Genomic DNA, 19,036 nt, shown 5'->3' on the forward strand with positions numbered 1-19,036 from the left:
TTACTCACCCTCTTTTATCAGAACATTCATATCCAAATACCTCTGAAACCTTAAAAAACTTTAAAGCTTCATTTACATTACCTTCTCTTTCGTAAGCTTTACCAATCAAATAATAAATTTTGCCATTTGAAGGCTCTATACTTAAATATTTCTTTAATATATTTGTAGCTTCTTCTAATTTACCTTGTTCTAAAAATTCTTCTGCCATTTTTATGTGATATTGACTTTTTTCTACTTTAAAAGTACTTTCTTTTAAAATAGCTTTAATCTTATCTGTAGTAAAAGGTTTTTGAAGATAAGCTACAGCACCTAATTTAGTACAATCTATAGCATTCTTTACAGTTGCAAAGGCTGTCATAATTATTACCGGAGTATTTATATTCTGTACTCTTATCTTTTTTAATAATTCTGTGCCACTAACCTCTGGCATCTTTATATCAATAAAAGCTAACTCTAGCTCTTCTTTTTCAAACACTTCTAAGGCCTCATAACCATTTTTACACTGTATTACATCATATCCTTCTATTTCTAAACAGGTAGTTAGCATCATTCTTATATTTTTTGTATCATCTACAACTAGTACTTTTCCCATAACTGTGAACCTCCTAAATATTTTCACTTATTGGTAGAGCTATTATAAATTCACTTCCCTCTCCCAAAGTACTATCACACCATATATCTCCCTTATGCATATTAATTATTTGTTTTGATATAGCTAACCCAAGTCCCGTACCTTTATGATCTTTATCTTCCGAATTAACTTGAATAAATTTTTCAAAAATTTTTTCTATATATTCTTCTGGAATACCTATTCCGGTGTCTTTTACTGATATATATAGCTTACAGTCCGTCCCATAGGCTCTAATCTCTACATTCTCTCCTTCTTTACTATACTTAATAGCATTAGATATAAGATTATTCATAACCCAAGTCAATCTCTCAAAGTCCCCATTTATATGTGGTAGATCTTTTGCAACTTCATAATACAAATCAATATTTTTGCTTTCTGCTAAGTTATAAAACTCCTTCACAGAGGTTTGAATTATATCTCTTATATCACAGGACTTAAACTTAAAAATAGACTTGTCATTTTCTATTTTTGAAAGCTTTAGTAAATCATTAACTAAGGCTAAAAGTTTTTCCGAATCTTCTTCAATAGTACATATAATTTCTTTTTGCTTAGGATTTATTTCCCCTAAACTTCCATCCATAAGAATGCTTGTACCTATCATTAATGACGTCAAAGGTGTTTTAAATTCATGAGAAACTGTTGAGATAAATTCAGTTTTCATATTTTCAATTTGTTTTAATTCTGTAACATTTTGAAATAATACTACTACACCATTTATTTTTTCATTATCATTACTATCTCTTACAGCAGCTACTACAACATTAAAATAATACTCTTCTCTTTTTAAGTTAATCTTCATTATCTTTTCCTTATATTCATTTACATTATCTATAATCTTGTATGATTCCGATATGTAATCGAAGATTTCTCCGTCATGTACTGCTTCAAGAAAATGCTTGTTTAATACCTGATCTTCTTTTATATTAAAAAATTTTTCAAAGGCTGTATTTAAAAGATTTATTTTATAATTAGTATCTAAAACAATTAAAGGTGTTGAAGAACTTTTAACTATAGCCAAAGTTTTATTCCTTTCTTGAATCAGCTTTCCTAGGGTACTTCTTTCAAACTCATATAATCTCTTTGTCATATTGTTAAATTCTTTTGCCATTATTCCTATTTCATCTTTAGAAACTACTGGAGCTTGTTGATTCAAGTCTCCTTCTTTTACTTTTTTTATTGTTTCTGTAAGAAGATATATAGGCCTAAAAGCTTTATTTATATAATATCTAGATAAAATAAAACCCATTACTACCGCAAATATAGAAAGAAATAATATTAGATACATGGAACTTTCAGCATACTTGGTTACCTTGTCCTTACTATTTAGCATTGATATTTCATTCAAAGTTCTAAGGTCATTTAGTGACTTCTTTATATCCTTTTGTGATTGAATCATTACATCACTATAAAATTTTTCTACATTATCCTCACCTGAACTATTCAGCTTTATTTGTAGCTGAGAAAAATTTTTAATATAATTTAAATATTGATTTCCCAAGGTGTTTACTAATTCTTTTTCTCCCTTTTCTGTAATATTATTTGCTTCTATGTTGTACCATTTTAAAAACATATCACTTTCATTGTAAAAGTCTTCTAAAACATCTTGCTCTTTATTATACATACTGGATATTATCATTAAATCTTGGCTTTCTATAGACTCCGACATATTATTAGATGCATTTATACTTTTATAATTATCTATCATCAATCCATTAATAGAGTTTTTTAATTTATATAAATTCACTACTGAGCATATTCCCACAATACCTATGGTTATAACTAAAGATAAATATACAAAATTTATCTTTGCTTTAAATGTTTTATTCATAACATTTCTCCTCATCAATATCCTTTAAATAAATTTGAATTTAATGATATAAGTATATTACTTCCATTTATAGCTTTCAATTTGATCTATCATAGGTAAATGGAAAGAAATGCATATAGTTATATGAAAAATGGAAATACTTTGTTATAGCAGTATTTAATATACTGGAAAAGACTAATTTTGAGAACTACTTGAACTTCTTATATTAATTTTATTTTTAATTATAAAATCTTTTTAGAACAGGCTTTTAAGAAATGCTTATTTGTATTTATTAAATTTTTTAAATTTAATAAATGATTGATTTTAATTAGTATAACTTTTATTTAATCTACTAAATTAAGAGATTTTTAAATATAAAAAAAGATAACCTCATCTTAAGATAAGGTTATCTTTTAAGTACAGATATTATTCTGTTGTGAATGGTAACAATGCTATATTTCTTGATCTCTTTATAGCATCAGTTAATTCTCTTTGGTGCTTAGCGCAAGTTCCAGAAATCCTTCTTGGAAGAATCTTGCCTCTTTCAGTTATATATTTTCTAAGCTTATTAACATCTTTATAATCTATTTTTTCAGACTTATCAGCGCAAAAAGAACAAACTTTTTTTCTTGTTCTTCTCATTTTTCCGCCGCCTCTTTTCATGTTGTCTCTTTGATCTCTACTCATGCTATTCCCTCCTTACTTTATAAATTAAAACGGAATGTCTCCATCATCTACTGGAGTCATATCATCATCACTATACTGTTGCATACCTCCGAAAGAATTTCCTCCTGCTGAAGGCATACCATAGTCAGGATTGTTACCGAATGCTGCTTCTTTGTTGCCCCATTCTAAGAATTGAACTTCATCTGCCACAACTTCTGTAACATACCTTCTAGTACCATCTTTGGCATCATAAGACCTAGTTTGAATCCTACCACTAACTCCCATAAGTCTACCTTTGCTCATGTAGTTTGCTGTAGCTTCTGCTTGCTTTCCCCATACCACCACTGGTATAAAGTCTGCTTCTTTTTGAGCAGCTTTAGGATTATACCTATCTACTGCTAAGGTCAAGGTGGCAACTGCTGTCCCATTTCCTGGAGTAAATCTCAGTTCAGGATCTTTAGTCAATCTTCCGATTAAAACTACTCTGTTCAATTAACCCACCGCCTTAATTTTCTTCTTTAACTATAATATGTCTTACAATACCATCAGTGATTCTGAATATTCTATCTAATTCCTTAGGTAATTCAGGACTTGCACTGAAGTTTATTAAAGTATAGAATCCTTCATTAACTTTATTGATTTCGTAAGCTAACTTTCTTTTGCCCCAAACATCAACATTGTCAATTACTCCACCACCATTTTCGATTACACCTTTAAACTTCTCGATGTTAGCTTTAACAGCTTCCTCTTCCATTGATGGGTGTAATATGAATATAGTTTCATACTTTCTCATTGTACTTCACCTCCTCCCCCCGGACTAACGGCTGTGACTTTATCACAGCAGGGATTACATCATATGATTCTATCATAAGTTAAAGATAAAATCAACACTTTTATTATTCTGAATCTATTACCTTTTTCACATCTTTTTCAAATTTACTTCTAGGAATCATAACTATCCTTCCACAGCCTTTGCACTTTATCTTAATATCTGCTCCAAGTCTTATTATCTCCCAATTATAGCTCCCACAAGGATGTTGCTTCTTCATTTGAACCACATCTCCTAGCTCAAAGGTTTTAGTCATTATTTATCTTCTCCTCTCCCTTTGACTTATTAGAAAAACTACTATGATTTATAAACATTCTCTTTGGGTAAGGTATTTCTATTTTATTTATATCTAAAGCTTTTTTAATTTCTCTTCTTAAAGAATTTTCACATTCCCACTGACTCATAGATTTTGCCTTACCTAATACTCTTATAGTAACCCCTGATTCCTTAAATGCTGTTACACCAATAACCCTAGGTCCATCTACCATATTTTCATGAGTTTTAAAATTTTCACAAACTAAATTTAATACTTCAATAGCATTATCTATATCTTCTTCATAAGCTATATCTACATCTACAAGGACTCTCATGTCTCCTCTAGAGTGATTTGTAACTTTATTTATAGATCCATTGGGTATTAGGTGAAGATCTCCATTAAAGTCCTTAATTTTAGTTAACCTTAACCCTATACTATCCACAATTCCAGCCTTATCTTCAATACTTATATAGTCTCCTACAGCAAACTGATCTTCAAAAAGTATAAAAAATCCGTTAATAATGTCCTTAACAAAGTTTTGCCCTGCAAAACCTATAGCCACACCACCTATACCTGCAAAGGTTAAACTTATAGGTCCCACAATTTGAGTAAGTATGGAGGCTATGCCAAAAAAGTATACTGTATACCTTAATATACTCTTTAATAAGGCTCCTAATGTATTAGCCTTTTTTTCATCTAAAGAAATTTTCATCTTACTTTGTTTCTTTATAAATTTATCAATAATCTTTGTGCCTACCTTTACTATGACATACATAATAATTATTATTACTGTTATAGTTAATAGCTTAGATAAAAAATTGTGAACTTTTTCCACCGGAATCCAAAACTTTCCTAATGAAATAAATTGATCATTAATTTCAATAAAAGAATTTAATAATGACATGATTACCCCCTGTACAGTAATGCTTATATAATTTGTTCAAAATCATTTTCTGTTTTGTGATAAAGGTTTTTTATATTAATTCCTTCTTTATCAATTATATCTTTAATTTCCTTATAAAATTCCTGAGAGAACCTTATGCTTATTCCACAGCTCTGAGTTATATATGTTGGTGTAGGCATTATAGTAACCTTAATACCTTCATTTTTAAGTATCTTTTCCGATTCTATAGCATCATGAGTATTTTTAAACACAATTAAGTAGTAATTATTCATACCTTACAGTGTAATGATAAATTATTATCATTACATCCCTCCACCTCTTTCCCTTAATCTTATGTATATTTTATGCTTATTATACTTTATGGTAAATTCATTGTCAAACAAGTAAATTCAAAGGTTTGTACGTAAAAAATTTGGAATTTATCACCCTAATTAACATCTTATTTTAAAATATTAAAATATATTTTAAATGCAGAATAATGAAAAATATTTCTCCATAGATTATAATGATGTTATTGTACTAAATTAATCGGAGGTAATTTATATGAAAGTGTATCTTGATAATGCAGCTACTACTTATCCTAAACCACCATCAGTACATAATAACATGATGAATTTTTTTACAAACTTAGGTTCTAGTCCTGGAAGGGGTAGCTATTCAACAGCTTTAGAAAGTAGTAGATTGGTTTACAGTTGTAGAGAATCATTATGCGAGCTTTTCAATTTTTCAAAACCAGAGAATGTTATATTTACATATAATGTTACAACTTCATTGAATATGCTAATAAAGGGTTTTGTTAAGGAAGGGTTTCATGTAATAACCACATCCATGGAGCATAATTCATCTTTAAGGCCTTTATTTCAACTAAAAGATACTTTAGGAATTGAATTAGATATCTTACAATGTTCACCTACTGGAATTTTAAATGTAGAGGATTTTAAAAATCTCATAAAACCTAATACTAAATTAGTAGTAGTAAATCACGCATCAAATATAGTAGGCTCCATACAACCTATAGAAGAAATAGGTAAAATATGTAATGAAAAAGGGATTTATTTTATTTTAGATTCTGCTCAAACAGCAGGTGTTATAGATATAGATTTTAAAAAAGTAGGTTGTAGTGCTCTTGCTTTTACAGGTCATAAAAGTCTACTTGGGCCTCAAGGCATAGGCGGATTTTTGATTTCTGATGATCTAAATGATGTCTGTGACCCTTTTATAACTGGAGGCACAGGAAGTTTATCTTCTAGTATTTATCAACCAGATTTTTTACCGGATAAATATGAAAGTGGCACTATGAACACCCCTGGAATTATAGGTCTTTTAGCTGGAATACAATATATAAAATCCCAAGGTATGGACTATATAAAAAATAAAGAGGAAGAGCTCTGTGATTTATTTTTAAATAATCTTTTAAATATGGATAATGTTAAATTATATGGATTAACCACAGCGAAACATAGAACAGCAGTAATTTCAGCTAATTTCGAAAATAAGGATTCTTCTGAAATATCCTATCTTTTAGATTCTCAGTTTGGTATAATGACTAGAACTGGATTACACTGTGCGCCTTTAGCTCATAAAACAATAGGAACATACCCAGAAGGAACCTTAAGATTTAGTATTGGACCTTTTAACGATGAAAGGGACATACTTTATACTATTGATAGTTTAAATAAAGTATTAAGAGGTGATTAGAAATATGGAGTCCTTTCAAGAAAAAATAAATAAACTTTTACTATTCTTTGTAATATACACCATAAGTTTTATGGTGTTTTTCAAAACTCTTCCTTATACATTACCCTTTGTATTAGCATTAATATGTGCTTATTTATTAAGAAGACCTACAAGATATCTTATAAATAAATTTAAAATGAAAGCTTCTTTAGCTTCATTATTAACTACATTAATTTTCTTTACTGCTATAATTTCAATATTCTCCCTTACTATATCATCTATTATTAATGAAATTATTGGTCTTACCAAATTAATTCAAAACTATATAAATACTAACTATTACAATATATTAAATATATTTTCTAAGTTACAAGATAACTTTAATAATATTGACCCTTATATCATAGAACAAGCTAAAAATTACCTTCTAAGCTCAATTTCTGGAATTCTTAATTCTACTGTAAATATAGGTAGTTCTTTAGTTGGTTATTTTATAAATATATTAAGCTCTATACCCTATATAGGTATGGTTATTGTCTTTACACTCCTATCTACTTATTTTTTTACAAAACGGATAAGCTTAAGGGACATCCCCCTACTTACTTCTGCAATAAATAATAAAAACTCATACAAAATACTAGAGATATTTAACCATGCAAAGAAGATGCTGCTTAGTTATATCGCCTCCTACGGCTTTGTGATTTTGATAAGTTTTGCTATTACCCTAGCCGGTTTTTTAATTTTAGGAGTTAATTATGCACTAATACTAAGTATTCTTTGTGCCTTATTTGATCTTTTACCAGTTCTAGGCATGCCCCTTATTTATATACCCCTTATAGTATATAATTTATTTATTCATAATTACTTTATAGCTATAGGCCTTACTATATTATATGTTGCTGTATTTATTACTAGACAAATAGTTGAACCAAAAATTATGTCTTCTTCTTTAGGATTAGATCCTGTAGCAGTACTCGCCGCTATATTTATAGGATTAAAGGCAAAAGGAATTAGTGGAATGGTATTTTGTATGTTTTTAGTAGTATTCTATAATATCTTTAAAAAAACGGAGATAATTTAGATTAAATCAAGTACTTCTTAGATTTACTTGTAAGAAATACCTCTTTTTATCTTAGGATATGAAGATGGGTCTCCCAAGCAGTGAACTAAGATATATCACTTTGGGTAAATAGGTTAAGCAGAGAAACAAGATACATGATCTTATGTGAGTCCCTTACTTTTATAGTACTTATCTGAAGGTATAAAAATGAGTTTCCTTATAAAAGCATATTATCAACGTGATAAATCTTACATGCATCATTGGTAAAAAACTACATGTATAAAAACCTCCAAATTGGATATAATTCCAAAAAAGGAGGTTTTTCTTCATGAAAAAAAAATTAACTTTTGACTCTAATGACAGAGGCTCTGTGGCTTTAATAAGAGATGCATTATCTGAAATAATATCTGAAGAAATAAAAAAAGATAAGCCCATAATTTTTTTATGTATTGGAACTGATCGATCTACTGGAGATAGTCTTGGTCCTTTAATTGGACATAAATTAAAGTTTCTAATGAGAAACAATATCTCTATTTATGGAAATCTAGAACATCCTATACATGCTAAAAATTTAGAGGAAACTATAAATGAAATAAATGAATCTTTTCCTAATTCTTTTATTATAGCTATAGATGCTTGTCTAGGAAATTTACAAAACGTAGGAAAAATTTTTATAAATAAAAGTCCTCTTTATCCTGGAGCCGCTATGAATAAGAAATTACCTCCTGTAGGAGACATAAGTATAACTGGAGTAGTGAATATATCTGGAGCTTTAGAATTTATGGTTTTACAAAATACTAGACTGTATACTGTTATGCAGTTAGCAGACATAATATCTAAAGGCATATATCACTCTATACTAAAATCAATTGGAGGTAAAAATTCATCACAGATAAAGAGTTCAAATCTAATAGAAAACAATTAATTAAAATTTCTATCATTAATTATATTATCTATATCCTCTACATTTTTACTTCCGTAATCTATAACTAGCACCCCATTTATACCCTTATATTTATTAATATTTAATGAAGATATGTCACTATTTTTTATGTCACAAATTATAGCTTCACATCCTTCATTAATTTCATTAACAACCTCATATCCTTTATCAATCAAACTAGATTTTATAGATTCTAAATTTCCACTTACATATACTTTCATATAAAAGCCTCCTTTTAAGATATTGTTTCCTAAAAGGAGGCTTTTATTCTTATAACTTATAGATAAAAATCCAAGTAAAATAGTGAAAATCCTTATATAACTTTAGTCGCTAGTAGCCTCATTTAACACATGCAATTCTTCCTCAGAAAGATCATATCTAGATATACCTTTATCTATTGGTTTCGCATAAGTTGTACTTTCATTTCTACCATATATACCTGTAAGTATTACACCATCATTATTATCATCTAATAACGCAATAGAAAAGCTTAAGTCGCTTCCAACATCTTCAAAAGCTTTATATCTTGTAATAGCTAACTTTTGTACGCATCCTTTTAATCTTTCATCCATATTATCATAAAGCGCCTTAACATCTTCTGCTATACTCTTACTTTCATCAACTTTATCTAAATATAAGTTTATTAGTTCTTCCAAGTTTTTATTATTAGAGCCTCTCATGAATTTTCTATATCTTTTTTCCATCTTGTTTAAAGACCTAAATAATACTATTATAAGTATGAAAAATATTAGATTTATAGCAACTAACCCCAATATTACATAAGGTTGTACATCTTGTATAACATTTAGTATATCTTGCAATTCCTTGTCATTCCTTTCTATGTTTCACGTGAAACATTTTGAGTTTTATCAAGTTATCCTTAGGTTCAAGCAGAGTTTATCTATAATAACTATTCTCTTCATGTGAACCTTATAAAAACTTATCCATGTAAACAGTATTGCTTATGCACAGTATAAGAACTCTAAATCACTAAAGCTTAAGAGTTCTTATATGTCCATTGAAATAGCCAACCAAGATTCCTGATATTGTGTGAGTCACTTAAACAGATACCCAAGTCATGGCTTCATGGAAGCCCCTTAGGCAAGTGCCTAAACTCACAGTTTAATGGTATTCCGTTAAGCAGAGAACCAAGATTTACAACCTTTTTTTGAATCACTTAAGGAGATACCAATCCTCTGGCTTGTTGGTAGTGGCTTACTATTGGCTTACTCATCTATGAAGTCATAAAAATGAGTTTCCTTACCATAGCATAAACACTCATTCTTTTACTTATAACTTCATCATGTCTAAAATTCGTTGTAAGTCCTCTTCCGAATAATATTCAATTTCTATCTTACCTTTATTATTCCTTTTAGAGTTTATATTTACTTTTGTTCCAAAATGGCTTTGTAATCTTTCTTTTATATCATTATAATAAGGGTTTAGAGTTTTAAGCTGCTTAGATTCCTTGTTACTTTTATCTAAACTTTTTATTATTCTTTCAACCTCTCTAACAGTTAAATCTTCATCTATTATTTTTTGAGATAATTCGTATTGAAGGTCCTTATTTAATATTCCAAGTAATGCTCTTCCATGACCTTCTGTTATGACACCATCTTTCAAATAATCTTGAACTCTAGTATCTAAGTTTAATAATCTCATAGTATTTGCGATGGCAGCTCTTGATTTTCCTATCCTAACACTTAAAGCTTCCTGAGTAAGATTAAAATCTTCAATTAGTTTTTTATAAGCCAAAGCTTCTTCTATAGGATTTAAATCTTCTCTTTGTATATTTTCTATAAGTGATATTTCTAATACTTGCTTATCAGTTAAATCCATAATAATTGCTGGAACTTCTTTTAATCCAGCTAACTTAGCAGCTCTCCATCGTCTTTCTCCAGCTATAATCATATAACCTTTATCCATACTTTTAAGTATAATAGGTTGAATGATTCCATGTTCTTTTATAGACTCTGCTAATGATGATATCTTTTCCTCATCAAAAAGCTTACGAGGTTGATGACTATTTGCTTTTATCAGATTCATAGAAATAAGATTGCTTTCATTTTGTTCCTTCATATCCTCTTCAGGAATAAGAGCACCTAACCCTTTTCCTAATCCAAATTTTTTAGTCAATCTTATCCCCTCCTTGTCTATTCATAAATTCTTTAGCTAAGTCCTCATAAGATATTGCACCCCTGCACTTATCATCGTATAAAGCAATAGGTAACCCATAACTAGGAGCCTCTGCTAATCTTATATTTCTAGGTATAGTTGTTTTATAAACCTTATCCTTAAAGAATTTTCTAACTTCTGAAACAACTTCATTTGATAAGTTAGTTCTCCCATCATACATACTCATTAATATACCTTCTACTTCTAGGTCTTTATTTAATGACTTTTTAACTAATTGAATAGTATTTACAAGTTGTCCTACTCCTTCTAAAGCATAAAATTCACATTGTATAGGAATTAAAACAGAATCTGCTGCTGTTAGCGCATTAATAGTTAAAAAACCTAAAGAAGGTGGACAATCAATAAATATATAATCAAATTTATCTTTAACAACTTTAAGTTTATCTCTTAAAATATTTTCTCTACCTTTTTTATCGATTAATTCCACCTCTGCACCTGCTAGCTCCATAGTAGAAGGTATCAAGTATAAATTCTTAATTAGTTCTGATTCTAATATAGCTTCTTCTGCTGTTAAATCAGAAGATATTAAATCATAGGTAGAATGCTCTAATGTTTTTTTGTCAATACCTAGACCACTGGTCGTATTTCCTTGAGGATCTATATCTACTGCTAATATTTTAAATCCTTCTAATGCAAGATATGAACATAAATTAATATTTGTGGTTGTTTTGTAGGATAGGAAAAAAGCGCCTTATTATATTTCTAAAATAGGTTTCTTTTAACCCTCCTCCGAACCGTACGTACACCTTTCAGCGTATACGGCTCTCCAGCTATCCCTAAGTCAAATTATAGTGTTTTTTTTATGTTTTGAGTAAAATATTTAATCTTTTTATCATCTTTAAGTTTTAGACTAGAAAAATATCCTAAGTTTTTTTTATACTTTTCTTTTATGGATTTTATAGATGTATTTTCTTTTCTTGCTATTGTACTTAACATACTACCCTTATGGTAGTACCTAAATTTTCTTAGCTTGTAATTCACATCTTCAGCATATTTATAGTATTCATATACAGTTTCTATTTCAGAATTATATAATCTTATAATATTTTGAGAGCTTAGATTTATTCTCTCTCCCTTATAAAAGGGAACATTATCTTTTTTAAAATAACTACTGGCCTTATTAATAAATTTAGATGGAACTAAAATTCTAGTATTGATTTTATCTTGCTTAAATCTTATATCATAATGACAAAATTCAATGGTATTTGTGACATTCAAATCATATTCCTTTAAATTATTAATACCTAACTTATCTTCCATAAGAAATTTAAAATCATCTAAAAACTTATCTAAATCTTTATATGAATTCATCATAATTAATATTTCGTTTTCTATTGTTATAACCTTTACACTTACTGCATGTAAACTTATTAATTCATCTAATATATTTCTTATTTCTAAAAAAAATACTTTCCAGAGAATACTGCTAAGATGATTATTGTCTTTTATATATAAATAATAAAATTCATCTTGTGTTATAACTTCATAAAATCTAAAATAATTTGATTTAATAAATCTATTTATAAGTTCAATAAATCGTCCATCATTTATACTTTCCTTGAGGAATTTGTTTAATACATCTATTTGTTTCACGTGAAACATTTTGTTAAAGTTAATTTTTATCACTTTATTATAATTAAAATGCTTAATATTACAGAAACATTTAATTACTTGTTCAGGATTTGAAACAACTTTAAAAAACTCTTTTTCTTTTAGTTTTTTTGTAAATATACTCTCTACAATTTCTTTTACAAGATATTGCAATATATAATCCTCTAAATTATCTTCCTTAATATATATATTTAAAAGTCCATCTTCTTTATATTCATTAATAAAATTTTTATTGAAATATGATCTCCCTTTATTCTTATTAATAAAAGAATATAAATCCTTTGGATAATATTTTTCTACTTTTAATTCTTCTATAATATTTTCAATTAAGCTTTCAATATTTATATTGTTTTTTTTAATATAACTTTGAAAACCATTTTCTTTACTTATATTATTTATAACCTTCTTATAAAAATCCATATTAAATAAATGTCTATAAATTCTATCAAACTTAAAGTTTATAGGTTTTTGACTTAGTATAGACAAAATTACATCAGCCTCTTGCATTTCGCACACCTCCATAATTTTGTATTTGGATAACCTGCTTTCCTTCGCCCTGTAAGCGGCTTTCCCGCATCCGAATTTACGGCATTACCTGTCTATTCAGGTTTCTCTAACTACTATGAAAGCTCCGTAACCATATCAGATATTCAAGATCTTTTAATCTATAGCCTAAAGGCATTCTGACTTAGGTCATCTCCGTTTAGATTTATAAGCAAAATATATAACTTAGGCTCCTGTTCGCTTCTCTAAGGTATAATACGTAATATACCCCTGGAAAGGTTAGAGAGTATAAAAATTGTAGGAAAAATTTTTATAAACCTTATCTAATAAAATAATTGTTTTATTACCTGGCGATTCAGGCAAGAGAAACTAGGTTTAAAGCAGTATAGCTTTGGCCATATTATATGTTGGTCTTGCAAAAACCTTTAATAATATATCAAAGTTTTTGCTTTTCTGGCATGCTATTGTCCTATTCATAGTTTCCTATAAAATAGTAAGCCAGCTAACCAAATAGACATCTCTCCAGTCTAATATCCATAGGGACATTGCTTAAAAATCCTTTACGGACGCACTCCTACTCCGCCTTTTTGATTAAAAATACAAATTGTTTTCATAATTCAGCTCACCTACATTAAATACATTTTATTTATGTATAATTATATTTGAGCTTGCACCTCCTCTCTTATATTTATTATATATTTTACTTACATATAATTAAAGCTTAATTTATATAATAATTTGTTTCACGTGAAACAAATTATTTTCCTGATTTGATGTGTCATTACACATTATACAAATTATTACAAATTAATTTATTATTTTACATTTTTTTCTGTGAGCAAATGAAATCAAAATAAAAGAGTTTGAACACCTTCCAAACTCTTATTTTAAATCCATTTTTAATTCTATTTTTTAGGTATCTTAATAGTAACCTCTATACAATCATCTAAATCCTTAGAATCGTATTTAGCAGATATCCCATATTTGTCAAAAACTTGTTTTATTGTATTTATGTAAACCTTAGGTGAAAATATACCCTTAATCTTCTTCTTTCCATCACTAGCTATAATATCTTTGGATAACTTCATTAACTCTTTATCTATTAAATCTTCTGTGCCTTTAACATTTAAAGATTTCTTAATAACTGTCTCCAATATCTTAAGTTGTAAATCCTCTGTTGGAAGTTTTAATAAAGCTCTAGCATGTCTTTCAGTTAACCTATTTTCCAATAATAGTTTTCTTACAGAAGATGTCAGTTTTAAAAGCCTTAGCTTATTTGCAATTGTTGATTGCTTTTTTCCTATAACTGAAGCTAATTGCTCTTGAGTATAACCATGATCTTTTATAAGATTATAGTATGCCTCTGCTTCTTCAATATAATTTAAATCTTCTCTTTGTAGGTTTTCTAATAATGCTATAGCTGCAGAATCTCTATCTGAAATATCTACTATTATAGCTGGGACTTTAGAAAGCCCTAATTTTTTAGCCGCCCTTAATCTTCTTTCCCCTGCAACTAATTCATATCTTCCTTCGCCCATTTTTCTTACAGAAAGCGGCTGTATTATTCCATAGGATTCTATGGATTGCGCTAACTCATCTATAGAGTCTTCATCAAAATACTTTCTTGGTTGATATAAATTAGGTAATATAAGATCAGGTGCAATGTAAGTTACTTCATTCTGCATATCCCATACCATCCCTTACCTTTTCCTTTTATTAACATTTTCTATAAAAATAAAAAAAATCCTCTTTTTTAGAACAAAAACCTTCTTACAAATTATATCATATTTTTACATATACAGAAATAAAAATTATTTTAATGGCTTTTTGGATATAGCATTAGCCTTTCTTGGATATACATTTGGGGTACTATTTACCTTTTTTATAACCACTAAATTATGCTTTAAATCACTATCTTCTATATCTACAGGTATAACTTCTTCTAGTCTACCACCTAATGTGGCTATAGCATTTTTAGAATCCTTAAGTTCTTCTTCAATACTAGGCCCTTTTAAAGCCACAAAATAGCCACCAACTTTAACATAAGGAATACATAACTCAGAGAGTGTACACATATTAGCAACAGCTCTAGATGTTGCTATGTCAAAATTCTCTCTATACTGTTTTTCTCTTGATAACTCTTCAGCTCTTTTATGTATTGTATTAAAGTTCTTTAATCCTAATTCTCTAATAACTTCATTTAAAAAGTTTACCCTTTTATTTAATGAGTCTAAGAGCATTATTTCTGAGTCTTCTCTCATTATACCTATGGGTATACCTGGAAAACCAGCTCCAGTTCCTACATCGATAATGCTTTTAGCTTCTCTAAATCCTTGAAATTTAAAAGCCTTTATACAATCTATAAAATGCTTTTTAACTATGTCCTCATCTTCTGTTATAGCTGTTAAGTTTATCTTATTATTCCACTCTTTTAGAATGTCTTTATAAAGCATAAACTTATTATATTTTTCCTCATCAAAATTTAAACTGATGTCTTCAGCTGCACTTTTCATTAATTTATAAAATTCCATTTGTAACCTCCATATTTAAATCTATATCTTAAATATATATCTAAACTCAAAAATATAAAAGGCTCAGTTTAAATTATATACGATAAACTCTGAACCTTTTATAAAAAAACTATCTTTTATATTTAAAAACTATCTTTTGTGTTCAAGATATATTAGTAATACTGAAATATCTGCAGGAGAAACTCCAGATATTCTAGAAGCTTGACCTATACTTATAGGTCTAATATTATTTAGCTTTTGAATAGCCTCAATTCTTAATCCCTTTATTTCATTATAATCTAAACCTTCTGGAATTAATTTAGATTCAAATTTCTTAAATTGTCTTACTTGTTCTAGTTGTTTTTCTATATAGCCCTCATATTTAGATATTATATTTACCTGATCCATGACATCCTTTGGAAGGTCAGGTCTTTGTAAGTCTAAAGGCTGTACAATATAATAATCTAATTCTGGTCTCTTAATAAGCTCATATAAACTTATAGGTTTTTTCAATTCTGTTGAATTTAAACCTTCTAGAAACTCATTTACTTCTCTTTTATTTGTTATTTGGATATTTTGTATCCTATTAACTTCTGCTTCTATTTGTTCTTTTCTCTTTTTATATCTTGAATACCTTTCCTCTGTAACTAGTCCAACTTTGTAACCTAAATCTGTAAGTCTTAAATCCGCATTATCTTGTCTTAATAATAATCTATACTCAGCTCTTGAGGTCATCATTCTATAAGGTTCATTGGTACCTTTTGTAACTAAATCATCAATCAAAACACCTATATACCCATCAGATCTTGTAAGTATAAGTGGCTCCTCACCTTTTATTTGTAACACCGCATTTATACCCGCTATTAATCCTTGAGCTGCCGCTTCTTCATAACCGGAAGTACCGTTTATTTGACCAGCTCCAAATAATCCATTTACTCTTTTATATTCAAGAGATGGTTTTAATTCCAAAGGATCTATGCAGTCATACTCTATAGCATATCCTGTCCTCATCATTTCTACCTTTTGAAGTCCTGGTATGGTTCTTAACATTTTAATTTGAACCTCTTCTGGTAAGGAGCTAGACATTCCTTGAACATACATTTCTTCAGTGTTTTCTCCTTCTGGTTCAATGAAAATTTGATGTTGAAGTTTGTCTGGAAATCTCATTATTTTATCCTCTATAGATGGGCAGTATCTTGGTCCAACCCCCTCTATTGCTCCATTATACATTGGTGATCTGTTTATGTTTTCTCTAATTACATTATGAGTATTCTCATTAGTGTAAGTTAAATAGCAAGATAGTTGTTCCCTCGTTATATCATCGCTCATAAATGAGAAAGGAACTATTACATCATCACCCTTTTGTTCTACAGTCTGAGAAAAATCTACTGATCTCCTATTTACACGTGCAGGTGTTCCTGTTTTAAATCTTCTAATGTCAAAACCTAGCTTTATTAAAGAATCACTAAGTTCCATAGATGGTGCTAACCCATTAGGTCCACTATAATAACTAACTTCTCCTACTATTACTTTTCCTTTTAAATAAACTCCTGTAGCTATTATTACAGTTTTAGCTGTAAAATATGCACCTGTTCTAGTAAATACACCATTTACCTTTTCATCCTCTACATCTATATGAGTTACTTCCACCTGCTTTATATCTAGATTTTCTTGCAGTTCCAGAACATGTTTCATCCTATCTTGATATTTTTTCTTATCCGCTTGAACTCTTAAAGAATGTACAGCAGGTCCTTTAGATGTATTTAACATCCTAGATTGTATATATGTGTGATCTATATTAATAGCCATTTCTCCACCTAAAGCATCAATCTCTTTTACAAGATGACCCTTAGCTGTCCCCCCTATATTAGGATTACATGGCATAAGAGCTATACTGTCTAAATTCATTGTAGCCATAAGAGTTTTGGCACCCATCCTAGCAGAAGCTAACGCAGCCTCGCAACCAGCATGACCCCCACCGATTACAATTACATCATATTCTCCTCTTAAGTATTTCATTTTACACCTCTACTTTCCTAAACAAAATTCTGAGAATATCTTATCTATTATATCCTCTTCCAAGGTTTCTCCAGTAATTTCACCTAAATTCATCCAAGCACTTCTTACATCAATAGACGCTAAATCTATAGATATTCCACTATTTAGAGTATCCAGTGCTGCCAAACACCTCTCTTTTGCTCTATATAGAGCCTCTTTGTGTCTTGAATTAGTTATCATTACTTCTGTAGGTTTAATCTCACCTTTAAAGAATAAATCCTTTATCTTTTTCTTTAATATTTCTATACCTTCACCTGTTTTTGCAGATACTTCAATAATATTTTCCATACCCTCAAAAACATTATCTTCTAACTTTCTTTCTAAATCCAACTTATTCAAAAGAACTATATATTTTTTATCCTTTATATAATCTAAGATTTCTTTATCTTCATCATCTAGCTTCCTACTTAAATCTAGCATAAATACAACAAGATCAGCTTCATTTATTTTTTCCTTAGACCTTTCAACACCAATTTTCTCTACTAGGTCATCAGTTTCTCTTATTCCTGCTGTATCTACTAGCTTAAGAGGTATTCCTTCTAAGTTTATATACTCCTCAATAACATCTCTTGTAGTACCAGGTATATCTGTTACTATAGCTCTTTGTTCCATTAATATAGAGTTAAGTAAAGAAGATTTTCCCACATTAGGTTTACCGATTATAACCATGCTTAACCCTTCTCTTATAATTCTTCCCTCATTAGCTGTATCTAATAGACTCTGGATTTTATTTATTATATCATTTAAATTATTCTGAACTCTATCTGAAGTTATTTCCTCTAAATCCTCTTCTGGGAAATCTACAGTAGCTTCTATATGAGCTATGACACCTAATAATTCATGCCTAATATCTCTTATTTCCCTGGAAATTCTACCATCACTTTGCATTAAAGCTGACTTCATTGCTAAATCTGTTTTTGCCCTTATCAAATCAATAACAGCCTCAGCCTGACTTAGGTCTATTCTACCATTTAAAAAGGCTCTTTTAGTAAATTCACCGGGCTCTGCTAGTCTTGCTCCCGCTTTTATAACCTCTTCTAGAACCTTATTAGTAGGCATAATTCCCCCATGACAGTTTATTTCTACTGAATCTTCAGCAGTAAAACTTCTAGGACCCTTCATATAACTTATCAATACCTCATCTATTATTTCTCCGTTCAACTTATCTATAACATGGCCATATCTCATAGAATAAGGTCTTATATCATCAAGATTTCTACCATTTTTCCCTTTAAATATAGATGAAACTATAGAAAGAGCCTTTTCTCCAGAAACTCTTATAATAGAAATACCACTTTCTCCTACAGCTGTAGCTATAGCAGCTATAGTATCAAAATCTTTCATTTTTACCTCCTTTAAACCACAAAAATGGTTTTAGTATATT

19 protein-coding genes and 1 pseudogene are annotated in these 19,036 nt (G+C 29.2%); 3 read left to right on the forward strand and 17 right to left on the reverse strand.

The window, feature by feature from the left end:
- Positions 1–4 precede the first annotated feature (4 nt).
- The 8 genes from KQI89_RS11505 to KQI89_RS11540 form a co-directional block, all read right to left on the reverse strand.
- Positions 5–592, reverse strand: coding sequence for a tetratricopeptide repeat protein (locus KQI89_RS11505; protein WP_216457174.1), 588 nt, complete (start codon positions 590–592; stop codon positions 5–7).
- 13 nt (positions 593–605) lie between these two features.
- Positions 606–2,459, reverse strand: coding sequence for a HAMP domain-containing sensor histidine kinase (locus KQI89_RS11510; RefSeq protein WP_216457175.1), 1,854 nt, complete (start codon positions 2,457–2,459; stop codon positions 606–608).
- A gap of 405 nt (positions 2,460–2,864) precedes the next feature.
- The gene (rpsR, locus tag KQI89_RS11515; protein ID WP_032123321.1) at positions 2,865–3,125 is read right to left on the reverse strand and encodes a 30S ribosomal protein S18; all 261 of its coding nucleotides are present in this window, start codon (positions 3,123–3,125) and stop codon (positions 2,865–2,867) included.
- Positions 3,126–3,149: 24 nt separating this feature from the next.
- Positions 3,150–3,596: a single-stranded DNA-binding protein gene (locus KQI89_RS11520; RefSeq protein ID WP_032123320.1), complete on the reverse strand. Its 447-nt coding sequence runs from the start codon at positions 3,594–3,596 to the stop codon at positions 3,150–3,152.
- 13 nt (positions 3,597–3,609) lie between these two features.
- On the reverse strand, positions 3,610–3,897 hold the full coding sequence (gene rpsF / locus KQI89_RS11525; RefSeq protein WP_032123319.1) for a 30S ribosomal protein S6: 288 nt from the start codon (positions 3,895–3,897) through the stop codon (positions 3,610–3,612).
- 103 nt (positions 3,898–4,000) lie between these two features.
- Positions 4,001–4,189 carry a DUF951 domain-containing protein gene (locus KQI89_RS11530; RefSeq protein ID WP_216457176.1) on the reverse strand — a complete coding sequence of 63 codons (189 nt, stop codon included), beginning with the start codon at positions 4,187–4,189 and terminating at the stop codon, positions 4,001–4,003.
- Complete coding sequence (locus KQI89_RS11535; protein WP_216457177.1) at positions 4,182–5,093, reverse strand: mechanosensitive ion channel family protein; 912 nt, start codon at positions 5,091–5,093, stop codon at positions 4,182–4,184. Before KQI89_RS11535 ends, KQI89_RS11530 begins: the two co-directional genes overlap by 8 nt.
- A 23-nt stretch (positions 5,094–5,116) precedes the next feature.
- Positions 5,117–5,365: a putative Se/S carrier protein gene (locus KQI89_RS11540; protein ID WP_032123316.1), complete on the reverse strand. Its 249-nt coding sequence runs from the start codon at positions 5,363–5,365 to the stop codon at positions 5,117–5,119.
- A 271-nt stretch (positions 5,366–5,636) separates the two neighbouring features.
- Between KQI89_RS11540 and KQI89_RS11545 the strand changes: the two genes are divergently transcribed.
- The 3 genes from KQI89_RS11545 to yyaC all read left to right on the forward strand — a co-directional run bounded on the left by KQI89_RS11545 (position 5,637) and on the right by yyaC (position 8,755).
- Positions 5,637–6,791 (forward strand): aminotransferase class V-fold PLP-dependent enzyme, encoded by a 1,155-nt coding sequence (locus tag KQI89_RS11545; protein WP_216457178.1) that lies wholly within the window; start codon positions 5,637–5,639, stop codon positions 6,789–6,791.
- 4 nt (positions 6,792–6,795) lie between these two features.
- The gene (gene ytvI / locus KQI89_RS11550; protein ID WP_216457179.1) at positions 6,796–7,851 is read left to right on the forward strand and encodes a sporulation integral membrane protein YtvI; all 1,056 of its coding nucleotides are present in this window, start codon (positions 6,796–6,798) and stop codon (positions 7,849–7,851) included.
- Between the two features lie 307 nt (positions 7,852–8,158).
- A complete protein-coding gene (gene yyaC / locus KQI89_RS11555; RefSeq protein WP_216457180.1) occupies positions 8,159–8,755 on the forward strand; it encodes a spore protease YyaC in 597 nt (198 codons plus the stop codon).
- Here the strand turns inward: yyaC and KQI89_RS11560 are convergent.
- The 9 genes and pseudogenes from KQI89_RS11560 to mnmE form a co-directional block, all read right to left on the reverse strand.
- Positions 8,752–8,994, reverse strand: a complete 243-nt coding sequence (locus tag KQI89_RS11560; RefSeq protein ID WP_032123312.1) for a YkuS family protein — start codon at positions 8,992–8,994, stop codon at positions 8,752–8,754. The two genes, yyaC and KQI89_RS11560, sit on opposite strands and share 4 nt — an antisense overlap.
- A gap of 102 nt (positions 8,995–9,096) precedes the next feature.
- Entirely contained in the window at positions 9,097–9,594 is a 498-nt protein-coding gene (locus KQI89_RS11565; protein WP_216457181.1) for a DUF4446 family protein, read from the reverse strand.
- 469 nt (positions 9,595–10,063) lie between these two features.
- Positions 10,064–10,909, reverse strand: coding sequence for a ParB/RepB/Spo0J family partition protein (locus KQI89_RS11570; protein ID WP_032123310.1), 846 nt, complete (start codon positions 10,907–10,909; stop codon positions 10,064–10,066).
- Positions 10,902–11,639: pseudogene (locus KQI89_RS11575) on the reverse strand (ParA family protein); the annotation flags it as partial. The pseudogene KQI89_RS11575 and the gene KQI89_RS11570, both read right to left, overlap by 8 nt.
- A 116-nt stretch (positions 11,640–11,755) precedes the next feature.
- Positions 11,756–13,087, reverse strand: a complete 1,332-nt coding sequence (locus KQI89_RS11580) for a hypothetical protein (protein WP_216457182.1) — start codon at positions 13,085–13,087, stop codon at positions 11,756–11,758.
- Positions 13,088–13,989: 902 nt separating this feature from the next.
- Positions 13,990–14,769: a nucleoid occlusion protein gene (gene noc / locus KQI89_RS11585; protein WP_216457183.1), complete on the reverse strand. Its 780-nt coding sequence runs from the start codon at positions 14,767–14,769 to the stop codon at positions 13,990–13,992.
- A gap of 126 nt (positions 14,770–14,895) precedes the next feature.
- Positions 14,896–15,615: a 16S rRNA (guanine(527)-N(7))-methyltransferase RsmG gene (gene rsmG / locus KQI89_RS11590; protein ID WP_032123308.1), complete on the reverse strand. Its 720-nt coding sequence runs from the start codon at positions 15,613–15,615 to the stop codon at positions 14,896–14,898.
- 129 nt (positions 15,616–15,744) lie between these two features.
- The gene (mnmG, locus tag KQI89_RS11595; protein ID WP_216457184.1) at positions 15,745–17,613 is read right to left on the reverse strand and encodes a tRNA uridine-5-carboxymethylaminomethyl(34) synthesis enzyme MnmG; all 1,869 of its coding nucleotides are present in this window, start codon (positions 17,611–17,613) and stop codon (positions 15,745–15,747) included.
- 9 nt (positions 17,614–17,622) lie between these two features.
- Positions 17,623–18,996, reverse strand: coding sequence for a tRNA uridine-5-carboxymethylaminomethyl(34) synthesis GTPase MnmE (gene mnmE, locus KQI89_RS11600; protein ID WP_216457185.1), 1,374 nt, complete (start codon positions 18,994–18,996; stop codon positions 17,623–17,625).
- Positions 18,997–19,036: the final 40 nt, after the last annotated feature.

The organism is Clostridium simiarum (genome assembly GCF_018919175.1).
In the GTDB taxonomy this organism is placed as follows: domain Bacteria; phylum Bacillota; class Clostridia; order Clostridiales; family Clostridiaceae; genus Clostridium_L; species Clostridium_L simiarum.

Bases quoted from the DNA above. Each gene is read 5' to 3' on its own strand.
- KQI89_RS11505 (WP_216457174.1), bottom strand. From the start codon at position 592: ATGGGAAAAGTACTAGTTGTAGATGATACAAAAAATATAAGAATGATG.
- KQI89_RS11510 (WP_216457175.1), bottom strand. From the start codon at position 2,459: ATGAATAAAACATTTAAAGCAAAGATAAATTTTGTATATTTATCTTTA.
- rpsR (WP_032123321.1), bottom strand. From the start codon at position 3,125: ATGAGTAGAGATCAAAGAGACAACATGAAAAGAGGCGGCGGAAAAATG.
- rpsF (WP_032123319.1), bottom strand. From the start codon at position 3,897: ATGAGAAAGTATGAAACTATATTCATATTACACCCATCAATGGAAGAG.
- KQI89_RS11530 (WP_216457176.1), bottom strand. From the start codon at position 4,189: ATGACTAAAACCTTTGAGCTAGGAGATGTGGTTCAAATGAAGAAGCAA.
- KQI89_RS11535 (WP_216457177.1), bottom strand. From the start codon at position 5,093: ATGTCATTATTAAATTCTTTTATTGAAATTAATGATCAATTTATTTCA.
- KQI89_RS11540 (WP_032123316.1), bottom strand. From the start codon at position 5,365: ATGAATAATTACTACTTAATTGTGTTTAAAAATACTCATGATGCTATA.
- KQI89_RS11545 (WP_216457178.1), top strand. From the start codon at position 5,637: ATGAAAGTGTATCTTGATAATGCAGCTACTACTTATCCTAAACCACCA.
- ytvI (WP_216457179.1), top strand. From the start codon at position 6,796: ATGGAGTCCTTTCAAGAAAAAATAAATAAACTTTTACTATTCTTTGTA.
- yyaC (WP_216457180.1), top strand. From the start codon at position 8,159: ATGAAAAAAAAATTAACTTTTGACTCTAATGACAGAGGCTCTGTGGCT.
- KQI89_RS11560 (WP_032123312.1), bottom strand. From the start codon at position 8,994: ATGAAAGTATATGTAAGTGGAAATTTAGAATCTATAAAATCTAGTTTG.
- KQI89_RS11580 (WP_216457182.1), bottom strand. From the start codon at position 13,087: ATGCAAGAGGCTGATGTAATTTTGTCTATACTAAGTCAAAAACCTATA.
- noc (WP_216457183.1), bottom strand. From the start codon at position 14,769: ATGCAGAATGAAGTAACTTACATTGCACCTGATCTTATATTACCTAAT.
- rsmG (WP_032123308.1), bottom strand. From the start codon at position 15,615: ATGGAATTTTATAAATTAATGAAAAGTGCAGCTGAAGACATCAGTTTA.
- mnmG (WP_216457184.1), bottom strand. From the start codon at position 17,613: ATGAAATACTTAAGAGGAGAATATGATGTAATTGTAATCGGTGGGGGT.
- mnmE (WP_216457185.1), bottom strand. From the start codon at position 18,996: ATGAAAGATTTTGATACTATAGCTGCTATAGCTACAGCTGTAGGAGAA.